The organism is Pseudomonas sp. MF09150 (assembly GCF_059862355.1).
In genome coordinates, this window is the sequence record NZ_JCBCUS010000003.1 from 573,340 (window position 1) to 595,345 (window position 22,006).

Consider the following 22,006-nt stretch of genomic DNA (forward strand, 5'->3'; position numbering starts at 1 on the left):
TGTGGTTGTCAGGATTCGGACTCAAAGCTTAGTTCATGAATGCGCGGGCCGCCGTCGGCCTGAAATACTGTCACACGACTGCAATAATTCCGTTATCTAATGCGGCGCAAGACAGTTAAATGACAAGAGGTTCAAGCATGGTTGGCAGAAGCATTCTGATCGTTGACGACGAAGCGCCTATTCGCGAAATGATCGCCGTTGCGTTGGAAATGGCCGGCTATGACTGCCTGGAGGCTGAAAACTCCCAGCAGGCCCACGCCATTATCGTCGACCGCAAGCCCGACCTGATCCTGCTCGACTGGATGCTGCCCGGCACTTCGGGCATCGAACTGGCGCGGCGCCTCAAGCGCGACGAGCTGACCGGGGATATCCCGATCATCATGCTCACCGCCAAGGGCGAAGAGGACAACAAGATCCAGGGCCTGGAAGTCGGCGCCGACGACTACATCACCAAGCCGTTTTCACCTCGCGAGCTGGTGGCGCGCCTCAAGGCCGTGCTGCGCCGCGCGGGCCCGACCGATGGTGAAGCGCCGATTGAAGTCGGCGGCCTGCGGCTCGACCCGATCAGCCACCGCGTGACCATCGACGGCACCCCCGCCGAAATGGGCCCGACCGAATACCGCCTGCTGCAATTTTTCATGACCCACCAGGAACGCGCCTACACCCGTGGCCAGCTGCTGGACCAGGTCTGGGGTGGCAATGTCTATGTTGAAGAGCGCACCGTCGACGTGCACATTCGACGCCTGCGCAAAGCGCTGGGTGAAGCCTACGAGAACCTGGTACAAACCGTGCGCGGCACCGGCTATCGCTTTTCAACCAAGGCATGACATCAGCGCCAAGCTATGAGCTGCAAGCGGCAAGTTGACCGCTTCTGAACTTGTAGCTTGCAACTTGGAGCTGTCCCCTACGTGAACCAAAACTGGCATGGCACCCTGATTCGCCACATGCTGCTTCTGATCACCGGCTGCCTGCTGGTCGGCCTGATCAGCGGTTATTACGGCTGGAGCATGGCCATCGGCCTGGCGATCTACCTGGCCTGGACCCTCAAGCAACTGCTGCGCCTGCACGAATGGCTGCGCCTGCACCAGCCTGACCAGGCACCGCCCGATGGCTACGGCCTGTGGGGTGAAGTGTTCGACAGCATCTACCACCTGCAACGCCGCGACCAACGGGTGCGCGGGCGCCTGCAAGCGGTGATCGACCGGGTCCAGGAGTCCACCGCCGCCCTGAAGGACGCGGTGATCATGCTCGACAGCGACGGCAACCTGGAATGGTGGAACCGCGCCGCGGAAACCCTGCTGGGCCTCAAGACCCCGCAAGACAGCGGCCAGCCGGTGACCAACCTGGTGCGCCACCCGCGCTTCAAGGAGTACTTCGAGCAGGACAACTACGCCGAGCCGCTGGAAATCCCCTCGCCGATCAACGACCGCCTGCGTATCCAGCTCTACATCACCCGCTACGGCAACAACGAACACCTGATGCTGGTGCGCGATGTCACCCGCATTCATCAGCTGGAGCAGATGCGCAAAGACTTCATCGCCAACGTCTCCCATGAGCTGCGCACGCCGTTGACGGTGATCTGCGGCTACCTGGAAACCCTGCTCGACAACGTCGAAGAAGTGAACCCGCGCTGGAGCCGTGCCCTGCAGCAGATGCAGCAGCAAGGCGGGCGTATGCAGACCCTGCTCAACGACCTGCTGTTGCTGGCCAAGCTGGAAGCCACCGACTACCCCTCGGACAACCAGCCGGTGGCGATCGATACCTTGCTGCATTCGATCAAGAGCGACGCCCAGGCCCTGTCCGGCGAGCGCAACCAGGGCATCAGCCTGGAAGCGGATGCCAGGATCCAGCTCAAGGGCAGCGAGGCGGAACTGCGCAGCGCGTTCTCCAACCTGGTGTTCAACGCGGTGAAATACACCCCGGCCGAAGGCAATATCCGCATTCGCTGGTGGGGTGATGAGCAAGGCGCGCACCTGAGCGTGCAGGATTCGGGCATCGGCATCGACAGCAAACACCTGCCGCGCCTGACCGAGCGCTTCTACCGCGTGGACTCCAGCCGCAACTCCAATACCGGCGGCACCGGCCTGGGCCTGGCCATCGTCAAGCACGTGCTGCTGCGCCACCGTGCGCGCCTGGAGATCAGCAGCGTGCTGGGTCACGGCAGCACGTTCACCTGCCATTTCGCCCCCACCCAGGTCAAGAAAACCGCCCCCACGCCCTGACCGGCCAGCGCTGACAGCGACTCGCCACTAGGCAATCGTCCTGTCAGCCGCTACATTGGCGCACTTGTGCCTGCCTTTCAGGCACCGCATTTCCTTCTTTTTTCGCCTACACGGAACCCGCAAAACTCCATCATGGACCCATCCCCTGGTTTTACCCTCGCGACACTCTTCGCCGACTTCGGCATGATTCTTTTTGCTCTGATCCTGGTTCTGCTCAACGGCTTCTTCGTTGCCGCCGAGTTCGCCATGGTCAAATTGCGCTCCACCCGGGTCGAGGCCATCGCCCACAAGAACGGTTGGCGCGGACAGATCCTGCGCACCGTACACAGCCAGCTCGACGCCTATCTGTCGGCCTGCCAACTGGGTATCACCCTGGCCTCCCTGGGCCTGGGCTGGGTCGGTGAACCGGCCTTCGCACACATTCTGGAACCACTGCTGGGCGCCATCGGCGTCGAGTCGCCGGAGATCATCAAGGGCGTGTCGTTCTTTGCCGCCTTCTTCGTGATTTCCTACCTGCACATCGTGGTCGGCGAGCTGGCGCCCAAATCCTGGGCCATTCGCAAACCCGAGCTGCTGTCGCTGTGGACGGCGGTGCCGCTGTACCTGTTCTACTGGGCCATGTACCCGGCCATCTACCTGCTCAACGCCAGCGCCAACACCATCTTGCGCATCGCCGGCCAGGGCGAGCCCGGCCCGCACCATGAACACCACTACAGCCGCGAAGAACTGAAACTGATCCTGCACTCCAGCCGTGGCCAGGACCCCAGCGACCAAGGCATGCGCGTACTGGCCTCGGCCGTGGAAATGGGCGAACTGGAAGTGGTGGACTGGGCCAACTCCCGGGAAGACCTGATCAGCGTCGAATTCAACGCGCCACTCAAGGAAATCCTCGCCCTGTTCCGCCGCCACAAGTTCAGCCGCTACCCGGTGTACGACAGCGACCGCAACGAGTTCGTCGGCCTGCTGCACATCAAGGATCTGCTGTTGGAATTGGCGGCCCTGGACCACATTCCCGAGTCGTTCAACCTCGCCGAACTGACCCGCCCGCTGGAGCGCGTATCGCGGCACATGCCGCTGTCGCACCTGCTGGAACAGTTCCGCAAAGGCGGCTCGCACTTCGCCCTGGTGGAAGAGGCCGACGGCAAGATCATCGGCTACCTGACCATGGAAGACGTGCTCGAAGTGCTGGTCGGCGACATCCAGGACGAACACCGCAAGGCCGAACGCGGCATCCTCGCCTACCAGCCGGGCAAGTTGCTGGTGCGCGGCGATACGCCGTTGTTCAAAGTCGAACGCCTGCTGGGCATCGACCTTGACCACATCGAGGCTGAAACCTTGGCCGGCCTGGTCTACGAAACCCTGAAACGGGTTCCGGAAGAAGAGGAAGTCATGGAAGTCGAAGGGCTGCGCATCATCATCAAAAAGATGAAAGGCCCGAAAATCATTCTGGCCAAGGTCTTGATGCTCGACTGATAGCCCCCTTGGCCCCCGCCCCTCTCCAATGGCTGCAAAACCTTCCCTGCCGATAGATTGCGGGCATAGGGTTTGCGGCCGCTGCGCGGCCGAGCGGGAGCAAGCTCCCTCGCCACGGGGGGCTTATGCCGGGCGATGAACCTCGATGCGCTGCGTGCGCTTTTGTGGCGAGCGAGCTTGCTCGCGCTGGGGCGGCCGGGGCTCCGGGGTGCAGCTGCCCCGATGGCAGCAACCTAATTCCTCCTGATAAATCGCGGGCTCAGGGTTTGCGGCCGCTGCGCGGCCGAGCGGGAGCAAGCTCCCTCGCCACAGGGGGCTTATGCCGGGCGATGAACCTCGATGCGCTGCGTGCGCTTTTGTGGCGAGCGAGCTTGCTCGCGCTGGGGCGGCCGGGGCGGACGCTCTGATGGCAGCAACCTCATTTCTACAGGTAAGTTGCGGGCTCAGGGTTTGCCGAGGGCGAAGTTGGGCAGGCTGCTGACAGGCTGGTTGAACTGGTAGGGAATCGACACCAGCCCCAAGCCGGTGTTGCGCTGCACCACGAAGTGCAGGTGCGGGCCCGTGCTATTGCCGGTATTGCCCGACAGCCCGAGGGGGCTGCCCACGGCCACCCGCTGCCCTTCACGCACCCTCAGTGAGCCACGCTGCAAGTGCAGGTACACGCCCATGGTGCCGTCATCGTGCAGCACCCGGACAAAGTTGCCGGCCGGGTTGTTGCCGCGCCCGGTCTGGCTGTTCTCGGTCTTCACCACTACCCCGCCACGGGCGGCAATGATCGGCGTGCCCTCGGGCATGGCGATGTCCATGGCGTAGCGGCTTTTCGGACCGAAGTGGCTGTACTGCCCATCCGCACCCTGGGTCAGGCGAAACGGTCCTCCACGCCATGGCAGCGGATAGCGATAGGTCTGAGCCGCGCCTGAAGGGTCGCCCAGGGAATAACGGAACCTTGGGGTATACACCAGCGGCTGATCAAGCCGGCTCGCCGTGAGCAGCGCCAGGCGCGTCCTGCTGCGCGCCGGCAGCACTCGCCGAATCGGTGCTTTCGGTGCCGCGCTGACATTGCTCAAGCCGCCAAAGCTCAACTCGACCTCGACCGGCGCATACAGCTCGTTGCGCACAAACACACTGTCGACGCCCTTTTGCCGCTGAATATCCAGGTGCACCTGCCGCTCCAGGTGTTCGACCATGCGATCCCGGAACACGAATACCTGGGCACCCGGCGTCGCTCGATCGCTGTACGAAACCACTCCGTTGGCGTCGGTGGACTTGTAGATGGTCATGGCGACTGCCGAGGAGGCAGACAGCCACAGGCCACAAAAAAACAGCAGGCGCACGAGCATGGGCAACTATCTTGAAAAATCCAGCCGCGAGACTAACAGCAGCACATGGAGCTTGTGTGAATCAGACCGGAATCAGCGGCCCGGTGGGAGCGGCGCCGACACTGATATCGACCTCCAATTGCGCGGCGTCGGACAGGTTCACCAGCGCGTCGAGGGAGAATTTGTTGATCTTGCCGCTGAGCACGTCGTTGAGCCGTGGCTGAGTGATGTTGAGCCGCTGGGCCGCTGCCTTTTGCGAAAGTCCCCAGGTCTTGATGGTCTTGCTCAGTTCCAGCATCACCTTGGAGCGCAGGCGCATATTGGCCGCCTCCTGGGGCGAATCCTCCAGGGCATCCCAGACACTGTCGAAGCGTTGAATATGTTGATGTTCGTTCATGGTGTGAACCTATCTCCTGCAATCTGGCACGAGCCAGCTCGATATCCCGCGTTTCGGTACGGCGCGTGGTCTTGCGCATGGCATGCAGCACATAAATCGCCGACAGCCGGACCACCACATAAAACACCCGAAACGCGCCTGATTCCTCGTTGATCCTGATCTCGAATACCCCAGGCCCCACGGTCTTCATCGATCGGCAGTCATAGGGCTGCTCGCCCTGCTGCAACAGATCCAGCTGATAACCCGCGGCCCGCCGCGCCTCCAATGGAAACGCCTTGAGATCCCTGAGCGCGCTCCCGACAAACACCACATCCTTGTGCCTTGGCATCGAACCTCTCCCGTGACTGAGTGCCGAGAGATTAAACAACCCGCCCGCTAGAGCGCGCGCCTGGGTTGTTTCAAGGCATGGCCAAGAGCGAGAAAGACAAAAACACACCCCACAACCTATATCTAAACAGATATAAATCAACCTGAAAAACAGAAACCAGACGCACGGCATCGAACCACCGTCGCCGAGTTCCAAGCCTTGCACTGCAAGGCCTGCAACCCAGCGCAGAACTCTTCAGGCACTACCCACGACCGTTGAGGCAGACGCCTCAGGTCAGGGTCATTCGGATGAAACGCCGGGGACAGGAAAGTGGTTGCAGCAGGTTTCCGGCCGCATTCAGGCGCGGCGGTCGAGATCGATCAACGACCAGGCGGGGAAATTCAGGAGAGGGGAAATCAAATCTTTATGCGCAACAGCAGCGGCTGACTGCAACCGCTGCTTCCAGACTGCGCTGGGCCAATGGAACGACGGCGTGCATCGCAAGTAGCACGGCGCCTGGCAGGGCCAGCGTCTGAACGCGGCCCGAGCCCACGGCAGTGACTACCGGATGCCAGCCAGATCCTCGCTCAGGCCGGCAGCCTCAAGCCCCCGGCACAAAGTGCTTCTGCGCCGTCCCGCGGGCAATCAGCCGCGAAATGTAATCCAGCTTCTGCGCATCCTGATCCACAAAGCGGAAGGTCAGTTGCAGCCATTCGCTGTCCGGCTTCGGCTCGTAGGCCACCACCGCATGCAGGTACCCGTTGAGGCGCGCCACTTCCGCGTTGTCGCCCTGCTCCAGGTCCAGCACCGCGCTGTCCAGCACCTGAGGCAGTGTCTCGGTACGCTTCACCACCAACAGCGCTTCCTTGATGCTCAAGGCCTTGATCACGCATTGCTGGGTGCCGCTGGGCAGGCGCAACTGACCCTGGCCACGGCCGCCGGAGGCCGCTGCCGCCGGGGTGGGTGCCTTGACCGGCGGGCTGTTGAGCAGGCCACGGGACGGCGCCGCTGCGGCTGCGGCAGGCGCAACCACGGCCGGTTTGGCGAAGGGATTGACTGGGGCCGATGCCGCACCGCCACCCAGGACTTCAGCCTTGCCGCCGGTCAGGGCGCTCAGGGAGTCGTTGCCGAACGCCGAGTTCATCTTGGTCGGCGCGCTGTTCATCAAGGTGTCGAGCTTGCCGACCTTGTTCAGCGCCTGCTTGACCTTGGTCAGCAGCTGTTCGTTGGTAAAGGGTTTGCTGACGTAGCCGGAAACCCCGGCCTGGATCGCCTGGACCACGTTTTCCTTGTCGCCACGGCTGGTCACCATGACGAACGGCATGCTTTTCAGGGCCTCTTGCCCACGGCACCAGGTCAGCAGTTCGAGGCCGGACATTTCCGGCATCTCCCAGTCGCACAGGACCAGGTCGAACGCTTCGCGGGCCAGGATGGCCTGGGCCTTCTTGCCGTTGACCGCGTCTTCGATCTTGATGCCCGGGAAGTAGTTGCGCAGGCACTTCTTCACCAGGTCACGAATGAACGAAGCGTCGTCCACCACCAACACACTTACCTTACTCATCGACCGCCCCTTTAAAAATCCCGGCAAGCATAACGCTTGGCTGATGGCACTTTGCCAAAAACTTTCAGTCACGCCGGGACTTTTCGTTCGCGGGTGCTGCTGTCAGATTCAAAAAACCCAAACAAAAACGCCCGGCCAAAAGACCGGGCGCTTTTCTCGGGCAATCTTACTTATCGTCAGCTTCGTCCGGAACATTAGCGGTTTCGGCACTGGTGCCTTCAACTTCCTGCTTCATGCGCTTGAGGCCCAAATGGCGCACGTCGGTCCCGCGCACCAGGTAAATCACCAGCTCGGAAATATTGCGCGCGTGGTCGCCGATACGCTCCAGGGAGCGCAGGACCCAGATGATGCTCAAGACCCGCGAGATAGAGCGCGGGTCTTCCATCATGTAGGTGGCCAGCTCACGCAGCGCGGTCTTGTATTCGCGGTCGATGATCTTGTCGTACTGGGCCACCGACAACGCCAGGTCGGCGTCGAAACGGGCAAAGGCGTCCAGCGCATCGCGAACCATGTTGCGCACCTGGTCGCCAATGTGGCGGACCTCGACGTAGCCACGCGGCGCCTCGCCTTCTTCGCACAACTGGATGGCACGTCGCGCGATCTTGGTCGCTTCGTCGCCGATCCGCTCGAGGTCGATCACCGACTTGGAGATGCTGATGATCAGCCGCAGGTCCGACGCGGCCGGCTGTCGACGGGCCAGGATGCGCAGGCATTCTTCGTCGATGTTGCGTTCCATCTGGTTGATCTGGTCATCGATCTCGCGCACCTGTTGGGCCAGGCCCGAATCGGCCTCGATCAGCGCAGTCACCGCGTCGTTGACTTGCTTCTCCACCAGCCCGCCCATCGCCAGGAGGTGGCTGCGCACCTCCTCAAGCTCGGCGTTGAACTGCGCGGAGATGTGGTGGGTAAGGCCTTCCTTCGAAATCATGGTTTTGCTCCGCAAAAGCTGTAAGCCACAAGCTACAAGCTGCAAGTTGATAGGTGTCGTTGCCTTGAACTGCTTTTACTTGCCGCTTGATGCTTGCGGCTTGCAGCTCATCACTAGCCGTAGCGCCCTGTAATGTAGTCTTCGGTCTGCTTTTTCGCCGGGTTGGTGAACAGGGTGTCGGTGTCGCCGAACTCCACCAGTTTGCCCATGTACATGAAGGCGGTGTAGTCGGAAACCCGCGCGGCCTGCTGCATGTTGTGGGTCACGATCACAATGGTGAACTTGGATTTCAGTTCGTAGATCAGCTCTTCGACTTTCAGGGTCGAGATCGGATCGAGGGCCGAGCACGGTTCGTCGAGCAGCAGCACTTCCGGCTCCACGGCGATGGTCCGGGCAATCACCAGACGCTGTTGCTGGCCGCCGGACAGGCCCAGGGCGGACTCGTGCAGGCGGTCCTTGACCTCATCCCACAGGGCCGCGCCCTTGAGCGCCCACTCCACGGCTTCGTCGAGGACGCGCTTTTTGTTGATGCCCTGGATGCGCAAGCCGTAGACCACGTTTTCGTAGATGGTCTTGGGGAACGGGTTGGGCTTCTGGAACACCATGCCGACCCGGCGGCGCAGCTCGGCCACGTCCTCGCCCTTGCGGTAGATGTTGTTGCCATAGAGGTTGATGGCGCCTTCCACACGGCACCCGTCCACCAGGTCGTTCATGCGGTTGAAGGTGCGCAGCAGGGTCGACTTGCCGCAGCCGGACGGGCCGATAAAGGCGGTCACGCGCTGCTTGGGGATGTTCATGCTGACGTCGAACAACGCTTGTTTGTCGCCGTAGAACAGGCTCAGGCCGGGGACTTCGATGGCCACGGTTTCCTGGGCCAGGCTCAGGCTCTGCTTGTCGCGACCCAGGGCCGACATATTGATGCCGTGGGAATGGGTTTCGTGTTGCATGGTCGCACTCCGTTCGTAGCTGCAAGCTTTTAGCTGCAAGCCGCAATTTAGGGCAAAGCGGCAATCTGCATGGAGCTTGCCGCTTGTGGCTTAAAGCTTTGGTTAACTGTCCAGCGCCTTGTACTTCTCGCGCAGGTGGTTACGGATCCACACCGCCGACAGGTTGAGCGTGGCGATCACCAGCACCAGCAGCAGCGCCGTGGCGTACACCAGCGGCCGCGCGGCTTCGACGTTGGGGCTCTGGAAGCCGACGTCATAAATATGGAAGCCCAGGTGCATGATCTTCTGGTCCAGGTGCAGGTACGGGTAGTTGCCATCCAGCGGCAACGACGGTGCCAGCTTGACCACACCCACCAGCATCAGCGGCGCCACTTCACCCGCAGCGCGGGCCACGGCGAGGATCATGCCGGTCATCATCGCCGGGCTGGCCATGGGCAGCACGATCTTCCACAAGGTTTCAGCCTTGGTTGCACCCAGGGCCAACGAGCCCTCGCGTACGGTGCGGGGGATCCGCGCCAGGCCTTCTTCAGTGGCCACGATCACCACTGGCACCGCCAGCAGGGCCAGGGTCAGGGAGGCCCAGAGCAGGCCCGGGGTGCCGAAGGTCGGCGCCGGCAGGGCTTCGGGGAAGAACAGGCGGTCAACCGAACCACCAAGCACATAGACAAAGAAGCCGAGGCCGAACACGCCGTAGACGATGGCCGGGACACCGGCGAGGTTGTTCACGGCAATGCGGATGACCCGGGTCAGGGTGTTCTGCTTGGCGTATTCACGCAGGTAGACCGCGGCCAGCACACCAAACGGGGTAACGATCATGGCCATGATCAGGGTCATCATCACGGTGCCGAAAATCGCCGGGAAGATCCCGCCTTCGGTGTTGGCTTCCCGCGGGTCGTCGCTGAGGAATTCCCAGACCTTGCTGAAGTAGAAGCCGATCTTGGTCAGGGTGCCCATGGCGTTCGGCTGATAGGCGTGCACCACCTTGCCCAGGCTGATTTCCAGCTCTTTGCCGTTGGCATCGCGGGCGGTCAGGCTGTCGCGGTTGAACTGTGCGTGCAGGTCACCCAGGCGCGCCTCGATGTCCTGATAACGGGCGTTGAGTTCGGCGCGCTCGGCGTCCATGTCGGCCTGGGCGGCGGCGTCCATCTTGCCGTCCAGCTCCAGTTTGCGACCGTGCAGGCGGATGCGTTCGAGGCCGGCGTTGATCGCGCCAATGTCGGTTTTTTCCAGGCTCTTGAGCTGGGCTGCCAGCTTGTTCACCCGCTCGATCCGCGCTTGCAGCTCGGGCCAGGCCGCTTCGCCCTCGGCGATCACCTTGCCGTCCTGTTTGACGTTGACCAGGTAGCCGTAGAAATTGCCCCACTCGCGGCGCTCGATGGCCATCAGCTCTGGCGGCGTGGTCTGGTTGGTCAGCCAATCGCCGACGATCCACGTGAAGTCGTTACCGTTCAAGTCACGGTTGCCGACCTTGATCAGCTCGCGGGTCATGAACTCCGGGCCCTGATCGGGCACCGGCAGGCCGGCGCTTTTCAGGCGCGCACGGGGCACTTCTTCTTTCTGCACCACTTCACCGATGACCAGGTGGTTAGCCTGGCCCGGCACATCGTAATTGGCATGGATCAGGTCCGCCGGCCAGAAATGGCCCAGCCCGCGCACCGCGATCACCGCCAGCAAACCGATGGTCATGATGACCGCGATGGACACCGCACCACCGCTGATCCAGACGCCTGGGGCGCCGCTCTTGAACCAGCCTTTTAGGGAGTTCTGTTTCACAGACTTCTACCTTTCTTAAAGCGACGAGTATTTCTTGCGCAGACGCTGACGGATCAGCTCGGCGAGGGTGTTCATGACGAAGGTGAACAACAGCAGCACCAGCGCCGAGAGGAAGAGCACGCGGTAGTGGCTGCCGCCGACTTCCGACTCGGGCATTTCCACCGCGACGTTGGCTGCGAGCGTTCGCAGGCCTTCGAACAGGTTCATTTCCATGACCGGGGTGTTGCCGGTGGCCATCAGCACGATCATGGTTTCACCGACCGCACGGCCCATGCCGATCATCAACGCCGAGAAAATGCCCGGGCTGGCGGTCAGGATCACCACGCGGGTCATGGTCTGCCACGGCGTGGCGCCCAGGGCCAGGGAGCCCAGGGTCAGGCCGCGCGGCACGCTGAACACGGCGTCTTCGGCGATGGAGTAGATGTTCGGGATCACCGCGAACCCCATGGCCAGACCGACCACCAGGGCGTTGCGCTGGTCGTAGGTGATGCCCAGGTCGTGGGAGATCCACATGCGCATGTCACCGCCGAAGAACCAGTTCTCCATGAACGGGCTCATGTACAGCGAGAGCCAGCCCACAAACAGGATCACCGGAATCAGAATCGCGCTTTCCCAGCCATCCGGCACTTTCAGGCGGATCGATTCAGGCAGGCGGTTGAAGACAAAACCGGCCACCAGGATGCCAATCGGCAGCAGCATCAGCAGGCTGAAGATGCCCGGCAGGTGGCCTTCGACGTAGGGCGCGAGGAACAGGCCAGCGAAGAATCCGAGAATCACCGTCGGCATCGCCTCCATCAGCTCGATCACCGGCTTGACCTTGCGGCGCAGGCTCGGGGCCATGAAGTAAGCGGTGTAGATGGCGGCGGCAACCGCCAGCGGCGCGGCCAGGAGCATGGCGTAGAACGCGGCCTTCAAGGTACCGAAGGTCAGGGGCGCAAGGCTCATCTTGGGTTCGAAATCGGTGTTGGCCGCAGTCGATTGCCAGACGTATTTAGGCTCGTCGTAGTTTTCGTACCAGACCTTGCTCCACAGCGCGCTCCAGGACACTTCCGGGTGCGGGTTATCAAGCAGCAGCGGTTGCAGCTTGCCGCCGGCTTCGACGATGACCCGGTTGGCCCGTGGCGACAGGCCGAAAATGCCCTGGCCATCGACCACCTGGTCCACCAGCAGGGTGCGGTGCGCGGTGCTGTGGAACACGCCGAGCTTGCCCGAGGCATCCAGGGCCACGAAGCCTTTGCGGCGTTCTTCAGCGGTGATTTCAACGATCGGCGCAGTGCCCATCTCGAAGGTGCGGATCTGCTTCAGGCGCAGCTCGCCATCGGGGTCGCGGGCCATGAACCACTGGGCCAGGCCGCCTTTGGAGGTCCCGATAATCAGCGAGATGCCGCCCACCAGCTGGGTGCTGGCAGTCACTTCGGCGGTGCCGTCTTCCAGCAGTTTGTAGCGGCCGTTGAGGCTCTTGTCGCGCAGGCTGAAGACATCGGCCTGGGCGCGACCATTGATCACATACAGCCACTGCTGACGCGGGTCGATGTACATCGCCTTGACCGCCTCGGTCATCTGCGGCAGCTCGATGCGCTTCTGCTCGCTGGTGACTTCCCCGGTCATCATGTTTTCTTCGCGGGTCAGTTGCAGCACGTGCAGCTGCGAACCGCTGGAGCCGGCAACGACCAACGCCGAATCAGTGGCATTGAGGTTGACGTGATCCAGCGCCCCACCCTGCTCGTTGAGCACGATCGGGGTTTCACCGTAAGGGAACTCGACAGCCGGCGAGATGGTTTTCTTGCCGTCCGGGTAGGTGACCTTATAGGTATGGCGGAACACCAGCGCCTGGCCATTGGACAGGCCGACCACCACCAGCGGGCTGCCGGGTTGGTCCTTGCCGATGGAGCTCACGTTGACGCCGGCCGGGATCGGCAGATCGACTCGGCGCAGTTCGGCACCGCTGTCGATGTCGAAGAACAGCGCCTGGCCCTTGTCGGAAACCCGCATGCCGACCTGGTTCTGCTCTTCCAGGGCGAACAGCAGCGGCTTGCCGGCATCCTGCATCCAGGCTGGAGCCAGGGGCTCCTTGGCGGTCAGGTCGGCGCCCTGGAACAGCGGCATCACCACGTAAGCCAGGAAGAAGAAGATCAGGGTAATCGCCCCCAGCACAGCCAGGCCGCCAATAAGGACGTACCAGCGGGTCAGGCGGTCTTTGAGCGCGCGGATGCGGCGCTTGCGTTGCAACTCAGGCGTATTGAAGTCAATGCGCTTGGGGGGAGAAGTCGTAGTCATGGGGGAATTGGCCAGATCATTCATGCGCACACCCTAGCGATCCTGTATGACAGAAAGATGACAATGCAGTGACGCAACAAATCCGCCGCCGAGCAGGGCTGGCAGCAGACAAAAAATTGGGGGGTGCAGGAGCCGCTTTCCGGGAGGGCCAGACGCCCTCCTTCGGCTCCTGCACAAGGCCTGGGCCTTGGGTGTTACTTCTTGGCGACCGAGCCGCCTTCCTGCAGACCCAGGTCAGCCAGGGCCTTGGCGGCTACTTTGGCTGGCAGTGGGATGTAACCGTCTTTCACGACCACTTCCTGACCCTGTTTGGACAGGACCAGTTTCACGAACTCGGCTTCCAGCGGGGCCAGAGGCTTGTTCGGGGCCTTGTTGACGTAGACGTAGAGGAAGCGCGACAGCGGGTACTTGCCGTTCAGGGCGTTTTCTTCGGTGTCTTCGATGAAGTCGGTGCTGCCTTTCTTGGCCAGGGCCACGGTCTTCACGCTGGCGGTCTTGTAGCCGATGCCCGAGTAACCGATGCCGTTCAGCGAAGAGCTGATGGACTGCACGACCGAAGCCGAGCCTGGTTGTTCGTTGACGTTAGGCTTGTAGTCGCCTTTGCACAGGGCTTCTTCCTTGAAGTAGCCGTAGGTGCCGGAAACCGAGTTGCGGCCGAACAGTTGCACTGGCTTGTTGGCCAGGTCGCCCTTCACGCCCAGGTCACCCCAGGTCTTGACGTCTTCCTTGGCACCGCACAGGCGAGTCGAGGAGAAAATCGCGTCAACCTGTTCCATGGTCAGGTGCTGGATCGGGTTGTCCTTGTGCACGAACACGGCCAGGGCATCCACGGCAACCGGGATGGCGGTTGGCTTGTAGCCGTACTTCTGCTCGAAGGCAGCCAGTTCGGTGTCCTTCATCTTGCGGCTCATCGGGCCCAGGTTGGAGGTGCCTTCAGTCAGCGCAGGAGGCGCAGTGGCGGAGCCGGCGGCTTGAATCTGGATGTTGACGTTCGGGTATTCTTTTTTGTAGTTCTCGGCCCACAGGGTCATCAGGTTCGCCAAAGTATCGGAACCGACGCTGGACAGGTTGCCCGACACACCAGTGGTCTTGGTGTAGCTCGGGATAGCAGGGTCAACAGCGGCAACCGCGTGGGCAGTGGCAACGCCAGCAGCGACAAAAGTCATTGCCGCCATCAAACGCTTCAGTTTCATGCCTTACTCCTAGCAGATAGGGGGTGTTAAGTCGGGGCCAAGTATCTGTAGGCCGTGTGAACACTCTATGACTGGAATATGACAATTAGATGAAAGGCCAGCATTCCGGAGAGGAAGGCTGGCCTTTGTTTGTGCGAGGTGAAAACGTGAAATGGCTCACGGCATGCCGGCCGTGAGCGACACGGCCGGCGCCAGGCGGGGCGCAAGGAACCCCGCCGGGAAGACACCATCAGCGGCCTTTTTTCCACAGGTACAGGCCCACCACCATCCCCAGGCTGCAAAGAATTGCAACATAGTAGGCCGGGCCCATCGGGCTGCTCTTGAGCAACCAGGTCACCGCCATCGGCGTCAGGCCACCGAAGATCGCGTAGGCCAGGTTGTAGGAAAACGACAAGCCGCTGAAACGCACCACGGCCGGGAACGCCTTGACCATCACATACGGCACCGCGCCGATGGTGCCGACAAACAGGCCGGTCAACGCGTACAGCGGGAACAGCCATTGCGGGTGGTCCATCAGGCTGTGATAGAAGGTCCAGGAGCTGACCAACAACAGGCCGCTGCCCACCACAAATACCCGCCCGGCACCGAAACGATCGGCCAGGGCGCCCGAGGCGATGCAGCCCAGGCTCAGGAACACGATGGCCAGGCTGTTGGCCTGAAGCGCAGTGGTCGGCGAGAAGTGATAGATGGTCTGCAGGAAGGTCGGGGTCATCAGGATCACCACGATGATCCCGGCCGAGAGCAGCCAGGTCAGCAGCATGGAGATCAGGATCGCCCCACGGTGATCACGCAATACCGCGCGCAGCGGCACTTCCGCCGCCAGCGCCTTGCGCTCCTGCAGCTCGGCGAACACCGGCGTCTCGTGCAACCAACGGCGCAGGTACACCGAGAACAAACCGAAAACCCCACCCAGCAGGAACGGAATCCGCCAGGCGTAATCGGCCACTTCGACCGGGGTGTAGATACTGTTGATTGCGGTGGCGACCAGCGAGCCCAGCAGGATACCGGCCGTCAGGCCCGAGGTCAGGGTGCCGCAGGCATAACCCATGTGCCGCTGGGGCACATGCTCGGAAACGAACACCCAGGCGCCCGGCACTTCACCGCCGATAGCCGCGCCCTGGATCACGCGCATCACCAGCAACAGGATCGGTGCCCACATGCCGATCTGCGCGTAGGTCGGCAGCAGGCCCATGATCAGGGTCGGCACGGCCATCATGAAAATGCTCAGGGTGAACATCTTCTTGCGCCCCAGCAGGTCGCCGAAGTGCGCCATCACGATCCCGCCCAGGGGCCGCGCCAGGTAACCGGCGGCAAAAATGCCGAAGGTCTGCATCAGGCGCAGCCATTCAGGCATGTCGGGCGGGAAGAACAACTTGCCCACCACCGTGGCGAAGAACACGAAAATGATGAAATCGTAGAACTCCAGCGCGCCGCCCAAAGCGGACAGCGACAGGGTCTTGTAGTCGTTGCGGGTCAACGGGCGGGCGGGTTGCGCTGGCTGCGCAATGCTCGAGGGCACAGTGGTCATGGCAAGGGCTTCTCTTATAGGCGGTTCTGAAGCCTCAACAGCGCTGGTTGGGGCCTGGCAGGTGGGGCACGATAGCAAATTGTTCGAAAATGCACATTCTGAACGCCACATCCGGCGCTTGAGGGTGCCCTGCGGACAACGCGTCGCGCCTGGCCAGAATTCCTCATGATGTTATTAGGGGCTTTTGACGTTGGTGACAGGCCGCGACAGTGGCCCTTCGGGTTGCGTGCCAAACGACGCGGCTCGTCACCAAACGTCAATAGACCCCAGTATCGGGAACCACAGGAAAGCCACGAAATACTGGGGTTGCCGGGTGAACAGGCACAATGGCCAAAACCCTCAATCTGGATGACTGGTTTGACCAAGATTCAGGCTCTTGAGCCTGCCTGCCAGGGCGTGATCAAAAAACTTTCAGGAAGATGCCGCCATTGGGCGGCAAAATGAGAACCTGACGGTCGTCGCGGAGTCTATCGACCGATATACTCGCGGACCTCGGAGCCAAAACCCGCTCCTGGCAAGGGTTGCTGTGCGAAAACGTCGTTGGCCCTTCAAGCGGCAGCAGAATCAGCCGATTTCGCAGAGTATCCCTTTAGCACGCCTTACGAAGAACGTGACGAACGTAGTATGTTCGGGCTGAATCGTTTTTCCTCAAGACGGCTATTCACCTGCAGCAAACACGAAGAGTCATGGGTCAGAGGCACCCCCGAGATGATAGAACTCGAACAAGAAGATCCGATCCCGCAAGGCGACCTGGCCCTGCAAATCACCGCACTCCCCCGCGAAACCAACGGCTTTGGCGATATTTTCGGCGGCTGGCTGGTGGCGCAGATGGACCTCGCCGGCACGGCCATGGCCAGCCGCGTAGCCGGTGGACGGGTGGCGACGGTGGCCATTGATCGCATGGCGTTCCTGGTGCCGGTCGCGGTCGGCGCGCAGTTGTCCTTCTATACCCAGACCCTGGAAATCGGCCGCAGCTCGATCCAGATGATGGTCGAAGTGTGGAGCGATGACCCGCTGTCCAGCGAATGGCGCAAGGTCACCGAGGCGGTGTTCGTATTCGTCGCTATCGACGGCAGCGGCCGCACCCGCTCGGTTCCACCCAGAGCCCGCTGATAGCCCGCGTTAAACCCGAGGGGCGTCGCGCGGTCCAAAGCAGCCCCACTCCTGAACGAGAACCGTCGCATGCCAAGCCCTCACGTCGAGACCGTCAAACTGGATGAGCTGAACTGCTGGCGCATCCGCCACGGTCAGGCCGAATTGCTGGTGGCCCAACAAGGCGCGCACATCCTCAGCTATCAACTGGCCGGGCAACCGCCGCTGATCTGGCTCAACGACGAGGCCGTGTTCAAGGCCGGCAAAAGCATTCGTGCCGGGGTTCCGGTGTGCTGGCCGTGGTTCGGCAACCTGGCGCGCAACCCGCAAAGCGTTCAAGACATGCGCCAGAGCAACGACCCCGCCCCGGCCCACGGCCTGGTACGGGCCACCGACTGGGAACTGCTGGGGATCGAAACCCAGGGCCAGAGCCTGGTGCTGGAGTTGGTGCTGCCAGTCCCCCAGGGCGGGCTGCCGGGCTGGCCGCACCAGGTCGACCTGAAGCTGTCGATTCGCCTGGACGAGCAACTGCACATCAGCTTGACCAGCCATAACCGCGGCACCGAGAGCGTCAGCATCAGCCAGGCGCTGCACAGCTACTTTGCAGTCAGCGATGTGCGCCAGGTGCATGTCGAGGGGCTGGACGGGCTGGACTACATCGAGACCCTGGATGACTGGAAGACCGTGCCCCAGGCCGGCGACCTGCACTTTACCGGCGAGACCGATCGCATCTACCTCAACACCCCGCCGCAGCTGAGCATCGTCGATCCGGCCTGGCAGCGACGCATCCAACTGACCAGCAGCGGCTCACGCTCGGCAGTGATCTGGAACCCCTGGATCGACCGCGCCGCCCAGTTCAGCGACATGGCCGCCGATGGCTGGCAACGCATGCTGTGCATCGAAACCGCCAACGTGATGAATGACGTGGTGACCCTGGCACCCGGTGCCAGCCACACCCTGGGTGTGAGCATCAGCAGCGCTGCGCTCTGATCGAGCGGCAGTCAGCTCCCTCTTCAAGTGAGGGAGCTGGCAGATCAGCTGAACGCCCCGCAGCCTACAAATCCGATTCCTTGACCACCCGCACCTTCGCCGCATCCAGGGCATAGGCGGCGTCGGCCAGGTCGTTGTTGACCTTCTCCACCTTCAGCGTGCCGGTGACCCACAGCGGGGTGTAGATATCGTCCAGCTTCAAGCCCTTGGGAAAGCGCACCAGCACCAGTTGGTTCGGCGGCGGTGGCGGTACGTGGATACATGCACCCGGGTACGGCACCAGGAAAAACAGCGTGCTGCGCCCCTTGGCATCGGCCTCCAGCGGTACCGGGTAACCACCGATGCGGATGTCCTTGCCGTTCATCGCGGCCACGGTCTTGGTCGAATACATCACCGCCGGCAAGCCCTTGCTCTGCTTCAGGCCACCCTTGTCGGTGAAGGTGCCATTGGCTTCGGGGGAGTTGTGGTCGATTTCCGGCATCTGTTCGAGGGCTTTCTGGTCCGACTTGGGCATCAGTTCGAGCCAGTCGGTTTCCGGCAGTTCAGCAGCATTAGCCAGGCCGCTGCCCAGCAAAACAAGAGTCAATAAAAGACGGCGCATGGAGGGGCTCGATCAGGGAGGGACGTTGCGTCGCCGAGCATTCTAGCCCTCCCGGCCTGCGCAGCAGAGAGGGTTTCGTCGCAGAATCAGTTCTTTTTGATCAGGCCGTAGATCACCAGCAACACGATCGCACCGACCAGTGCACCGATGAAGCCCGCACCTTGACCGGCCTGGTAGATACCCAGTGCCTGACCACCGTAGGTGGCTGCCAGCGAGCCGCCGATGCCCAGCAGGATGGTCATGATCCAGCCCATGCTGTCATCGCCAGGCTTGAGGAAGCGTGCCAGCAGGCCGACGATCAAGCCGATAAAAATGGTTCCGATAATTCCCATGGCATTTCCTCTGTGTGGGTAGGTACGCCAAAGCCTAGTCAGCGCTTTGGCATCCTGCCATCAGAGAACGGCGGCGAACGAAGGTTCCCGCCGGCACTCGGGTTTTGTTACTCGGCGATCAGCGCCTGGACCTTGAGGATCTGCGCTTGAAGGGTCGCCAGGTCCTTGCAACGCAAGTTGGCATGACCCACTTTGCGCCCGATCTTGAAGGCCTTGCCGTAGTGATGCAGGTGGCAGTCGTCGATGGCGATGACCTTGTCCACTGGCGGCACTTCACCGATGAAGTTGAGCATGGCGCTCTCGCCAACCTTGGCGGTCGAACCCAGTGGCAAGCCAGCCACAGCCCGCAGGTGGTTTTCGAACTGGCTGCACTCGGCGCCTTCGGTGGTCCAGTGCCCGGAGTTGTGCACCCGCGGGGCGATTTCGTTGGCCTTGAGGCCACCGTCGACTTCAAAGAACTCGAACGCCATCACGCCGACGTAATCCAGTTGCTTGAGCACGCGGCTCGAGTAGTCCTCGGCCAGGGCCTGCAATGGATGGTCGGTACTGGCCACGGACAGCTTGAGAATGCCGCTGTCATGGGTGTTGTGCACCAGCGGATAGAACCTGGTTTCACCATCGCGGGCACGCACGGCGATCAGCGAGACTTCACCGGTGAACGGCACGAAGCCTTCCAGCAGGCAGGCAACGCTGCCCAGTTCGGCAAAGGTGCCGACCACGTCTTCAGGTTTGCGCAGGACTTTCTGGCCCTTGCCGTCGTAACCCAGGGTGCGGGTTTTCAATACGGCCGGCAGGCCGATGGCGGCTACCGCGGCGTCCAGGTCGGCTTGTGACTGGATGTCGGCGAACGCCGGGGTGGGAATCCCCAGGTCCTTGAACATGCTCTTTTCGAACCAGCGATCGCGGGCGATGCGCAGGGCTTCGGCGCTCGGGTAGACCGGAACGAATTGCGAAAGGAAGGCTACGGTCTCGGCCGGCACGCTTTCGAACTCAAAGGTCACCAGGTCCACTTCATCGGCCAATTGGCGCAGGTGGTCCTGATCGCCGTAATCGGCCCGCAGGTGTTCGCCCAATGCCGCGGCACAGGCGTCTGGCGCCGGGTCCAGGAAAGCGAAGTTCATCCCCAGCGGCGTACCCGCCAGGGCCAACATGCGGCCCAATTGGCCGCCACCGATTACACCGATCTTCATCGTCAAAAACCTCAGGCGACGCGTGGGTCTGGATTGTCCAGGACGCTGTCTGTCTGTTCAGCGCGGAATTTTTTCAGCACGGTATGAAACTGCGGGTGCTTGGCGCCCAGGATGCTCGCCGACAGCAGCGCGGCGTTGATCGCGCCAGCCTTGCCGATGGCCAGGGTGGCAACCGGAATGCCGGCCGGCATCTGCACGATCGACAGCAGGGAGTCGACGCCCGAGAGCATCGACGACTGCACCGGCACGCCCAGGACCGGCAGGTGGGTCTTGGCCGCACACATGCCTGGCAAGTGGGCCGCGCCGCCGGCACCGGCGATGATCACCTCGATGCCACGCGCCTCAGCCTCTTCGGCGTACTGGAACAGCAGGTCCGGGGTGCGGTGGGCAGAGACCACTTTCACCTCGTAAGGGATGCCGAGCTTTTCCAGCATATCGGCGGTGTGGCTAAGGGTGGACCAATCGGACTTGGAGCCCATGATCACGCCAACCAGTGCACTCATCGTCGTGCCTCTTCTCTCTGGGCGCCCGCAGGCGCGTCAAAAAACAACAAGCCACGCAAAATGCGTGGCTTGAATGTACGAATTATGGCCAGGCGAACCGGCCGAAGGCCGCGCAGTATACCGAAAAAGCCGCACTAAACGCACTTTCGCCGACCACCTGTCGAACAAAGTATTTGCGACGCAAAACCCCGGTTTTATTGACTTTGGAGTCAATCCACCAGCCTCCCGCCGTACCCGTAGGAGCTGGCCTGCCAGCGAAGAGGCCCTCAGGACCGTCTGCGTACTTGAGGCCGCTTTCGCCGGCAAGCCGGCTCCTACAAAGCAGCTTGCGCCGCGCCGCCTTCGAGTTTGCGCCACAGCAAGCGCACGTTGGCCTTGCGCACCAGGGCGCAGCGGTACAGGCGAATCTCCAGCGGCACATGCCATTGCGGGCCGCCGCAGACCACCAGCTCGCCGCGCGCCAGTTCGGCCCGCACGCTCAATTGGGGCACCCAGGCGATGCCCAGGCCTTCGAGGGCCATGCTTTTCAGGCTGTCGGCCATGGCGGTTTCGTACACCGTGGTAAAACGCAGCGCGCGCTGGCGCAACAGCATGTTCACCGAGCGCCCGAGAAAGGCCCCGGCGCTGTAGGCCAGCAGCGGCACGCTGGCTTCGCCCTCAAGGTCGAACAGCGGCTGGCCATCCGGCCCGGCGGCGCACACCGGGAGCATTTCGGTGTGGCCCAGGTGCAGCGACGGGAAGATTTCCGAGTCCATCTGCATGGCGGCGTCCGGGTCATAGAAGGCCAGCATCAGGTCGCAACCGCCTTCACGCAGGGCATGCACCGCGTCGCCGACGTTGGTCGCCACTAGCCGCGTGGCGATGTTCAGGCCTTCGTTGCGCAGTTGCGCGATCCAGCGCGGGAAGAACCCCAGCGCCAGGGAGTGCGCGGCCGCGACCTGCATCACCTCGCCCTGGCCGCCTTCCAGGTGATGCAAATGCCGCAGCACTTCACCCAGTTGTTCGACCACGGTGCGCGCGGTCACCAGGAACAGCTGCCCGGCTGCCGTCAGCTCGATGGGCGTGCGGGAACGGTTGACCAGGGTCAGGCCCAGCGCCGACTCCAGGCTGCGGATCCGCCGGCTGAAGGCGGGCTGGGTCACGAAGCGCCGTTCGGCGGCCTGCGAGAAGCTGCGGGTGGCGGCCAGGGCACTGAAGTCCTCGAGCCATTTGCTTTCCAGATTCATCACGTCCTCCCGGATACGCACCATTTTAGGTCACACGCTCGCCGTACACGCGGCGTCACATGGGCATTATGCCGTTTATGCATAGGGCAGTGTTTAACAGCATTGGCCCTAAATTGCCTGTAGGCCTAGCATTCGAAGCGTTCCGGC

19 protein-coding genes and 1 pseudogene are annotated in these 22,006 nt (G+C 62.2%); 5 read left to right on the plus strand and 15 right to left on the minus strand.

The genetic code is table 11. The features are described 5' to 3' along the window. Nucleotides 1-137 precede the first annotated feature (137 nt). The 3 genes from phoB (at nt 138) to AC19YX_RS15560 (ending at nt 3,695) form a co-directional block, all read left to right on the plus strand. Nucleotides 138-827, plus strand: a complete 690-nt coding sequence (phoB, locus tag AC19YX_RS15550) for a phosphate regulon transcriptional regulator PhoB (protein WP_020298277.1) — start codon at nt 138-140, stop codon at nt 825-827. A 117-nt stretch (nt 828-944) separates the two neighbouring features. Further along, nucleotides 945-2,222 (plus strand): phosphate regulon sensor histidine kinase PhoR, encoded by a 1,278-nt coding sequence (phoR, locus tag AC19YX_RS15555; protein WP_421548332.1) that lies wholly within the window; start codon nt 945-947, stop codon nt 2,220-2,222. 132 nt (nt 2,223-2,354) lie between these two features. Further along, nucleotides 2,355-3,695: a hemolysin family protein gene (locus tag AC19YX_RS15560; protein ID WP_020298275.1), complete on the plus strand. Its 1,341-nt coding sequence runs from the start codon at nt 2,355-2,357 to the stop codon at nt 3,693-3,695. Between the two features lie 443 nt (nt 3,696-4,138). Here AC19YX_RS15560 and AC19YX_RS15565 read toward each other — a convergent pair whose 3' ends face one another. The 10 genes and pseudogenes from AC19YX_RS15565 to AC19YX_RS15610 form a co-directional block, all read right to left on the minus strand. After that, nucleotides 4,139-5,035 carry a peptidoglycan DD-metalloendopeptidase family protein gene (locus tag AC19YX_RS15565; protein ID WP_078470417.1) on the minus strand — a complete coding sequence of 299 codons (897 nt, stop codon included), beginning with the start codon at nt 5,033-5,035 and terminating at the stop codon, nt 4,139-4,141. A gap of 61 nt (nt 5,036-5,096) precedes the next feature. Then, nucleotides 5,097-5,411, minus strand: a complete 315-nt coding sequence (locus AC19YX_RS15570) for a helix-turn-helix domain-containing protein (RefSeq protein WP_421548202.1) — start codon at nt 5,409-5,411, stop codon at nt 5,097-5,099. Between the two features lie 7 nt (nt 5,412-5,418). Then, nucleotides 5,419-5,739 (minus strand): annotated as a pseudogene (locus AC19YX_RS15575) (type II toxin-antitoxin system RelE/ParE family toxin); the annotation flags it as partial. A gap of 580 nt (nt 5,740-6,319) precedes the next feature. After that, on the minus strand, nt 6,320-7,279 hold the full coding sequence (locus AC19YX_RS15580) for a response regulator (protein ID WP_078470416.1): 960 nt from the start codon (nt 7,277-7,279) through the stop codon (nt 6,320-6,322). Between the two features lie 166 nt (nt 7,280-7,445). After that, entirely contained in the window at nt 7,446-8,207 is a 762-nt protein-coding gene (phoU, locus tag AC19YX_RS15585) for a phosphate signaling complex protein PhoU (RefSeq protein ID WP_020298271.1), read from the minus strand. Between the two features lie 113 nt (nt 8,208-8,320). Further along, nucleotides 8,321-9,154, minus strand: a complete 834-nt coding sequence (gene pstB, locus AC19YX_RS15590) for a phosphate ABC transporter ATP-binding protein PstB (protein ID WP_020298270.1) — start codon at nt 9,152-9,154, stop codon at nt 8,321-8,323. 102 nt (nt 9,155-9,256) lie between these two features. Further along, the gene (gene pstA / locus AC19YX_RS15595) at nt 9,257-10,927 is read right to left on the minus strand and encodes a phosphate ABC transporter permease PstA (protein ID WP_078470415.1); all 1,671 of its coding nucleotides are present in this window, start codon (nt 10,925-10,927) and stop codon (nt 9,257-9,259) included. A 15-nt stretch (nt 10,928-10,942) separates the two neighbouring features. Beyond that, complete coding sequence (locus AC19YX_RS15600) at nt 10,943-13,228, minus strand: ABC transporter permease subunit (protein ID WP_421548201.1); 2,286 nt, start codon at nt 13,226-13,228, stop codon at nt 10,943-10,945. A gap of 170 nt (nt 13,229-13,398) precedes the next feature. Next, entirely contained in the window at nt 13,399-14,397 is a 999-nt protein-coding gene (locus AC19YX_RS15605; RefSeq protein WP_078470413.1) for a phosphate ABC transporter substrate-binding protein PstS, read from the minus strand. A gap of 229 nt (nt 14,398-14,626) precedes the next feature. Then, the gene (locus AC19YX_RS15610; protein ID WP_421548200.1) at nt 14,627-15,925 is read right to left on the minus strand and encodes an MFS transporter; all 1,299 of its coding nucleotides are present in this window, start codon (nt 15,923-15,925) and stop codon (nt 14,627-14,629) included. 708 nt (nt 15,926-16,633) lie between these two features. Between AC19YX_RS15610 and AC19YX_RS15615 the strand changes: the two genes are divergently transcribed. Together AC19YX_RS15615 and AC19YX_RS15620 are read left to right on the plus strand one after the other, a co-directional pair. Then, nucleotides 16,634-17,038, plus strand: a complete 405-nt coding sequence (locus AC19YX_RS15615) for an acyl-CoA thioesterase (protein ID WP_003229628.1) — start codon at nt 16,634-16,636, stop codon at nt 17,036-17,038. 69 nt (nt 17,039-17,107) lie between these two features. Next, nucleotides 17,108-18,007, plus strand: a complete 900-nt coding sequence (locus AC19YX_RS15620; RefSeq protein ID WP_500606555.1) for a D-hexose-6-phosphate mutarotase — start codon at nt 17,108-17,110, stop codon at nt 18,005-18,007. A gap of 64 nt (nt 18,008-18,071) precedes the next feature. Here the strand turns inward: AC19YX_RS15620 and AC19YX_RS15625 are convergent, their stop codons facing one another. The 5 genes from AC19YX_RS15625 to AC19YX_RS15645 form a co-directional block, all read right to left on the minus strand. Further along, entirely contained in the window at nt 18,072-18,608 is a 537-nt protein-coding gene (locus AC19YX_RS15625) for a DUF3299 domain-containing protein (protein WP_078470410.1), read from the minus strand. 86 nt (nt 18,609-18,694) lie between these two features. Next, entirely contained in the window at nt 18,695-18,940 is a 246-nt protein-coding gene (locus AC19YX_RS15630) for a GlsB/YeaQ/YmgE family stress response membrane protein (RefSeq protein ID WP_003229635.1), read from the minus strand. A gap of 107 nt (nt 18,941-19,047) precedes the next feature. Beyond that, nucleotides 19,048-20,130: a 5-(carboxyamino)imidazole ribonucleotide synthase gene (locus AC19YX_RS15635; RefSeq protein WP_201128618.1), complete on the minus strand. Its 1,083-nt coding sequence runs from the start codon at nt 20,128-20,130 to the stop codon at nt 19,048-19,050. 11 nt (nt 20,131-20,141) lie between these two features. Further along, entirely contained in the window at nt 20,142-20,633 is a 492-nt protein-coding gene (gene purE, locus AC19YX_RS15640; protein ID WP_020298262.1) for a 5-(carboxyamino)imidazole ribonucleotide mutase, read from the minus strand. Between the two features lie 314 nt (nt 20,634-20,947). After that, on the minus strand, nt 20,948-21,859 hold the full coding sequence (locus AC19YX_RS15645) for a LysR substrate-binding domain-containing protein (protein WP_500606556.1): 912 nt from the start codon (nt 21,857-21,859) through the stop codon (nt 20,948-20,950). Nucleotides 21,860-22,006: the final 147 nt, after the last annotated feature.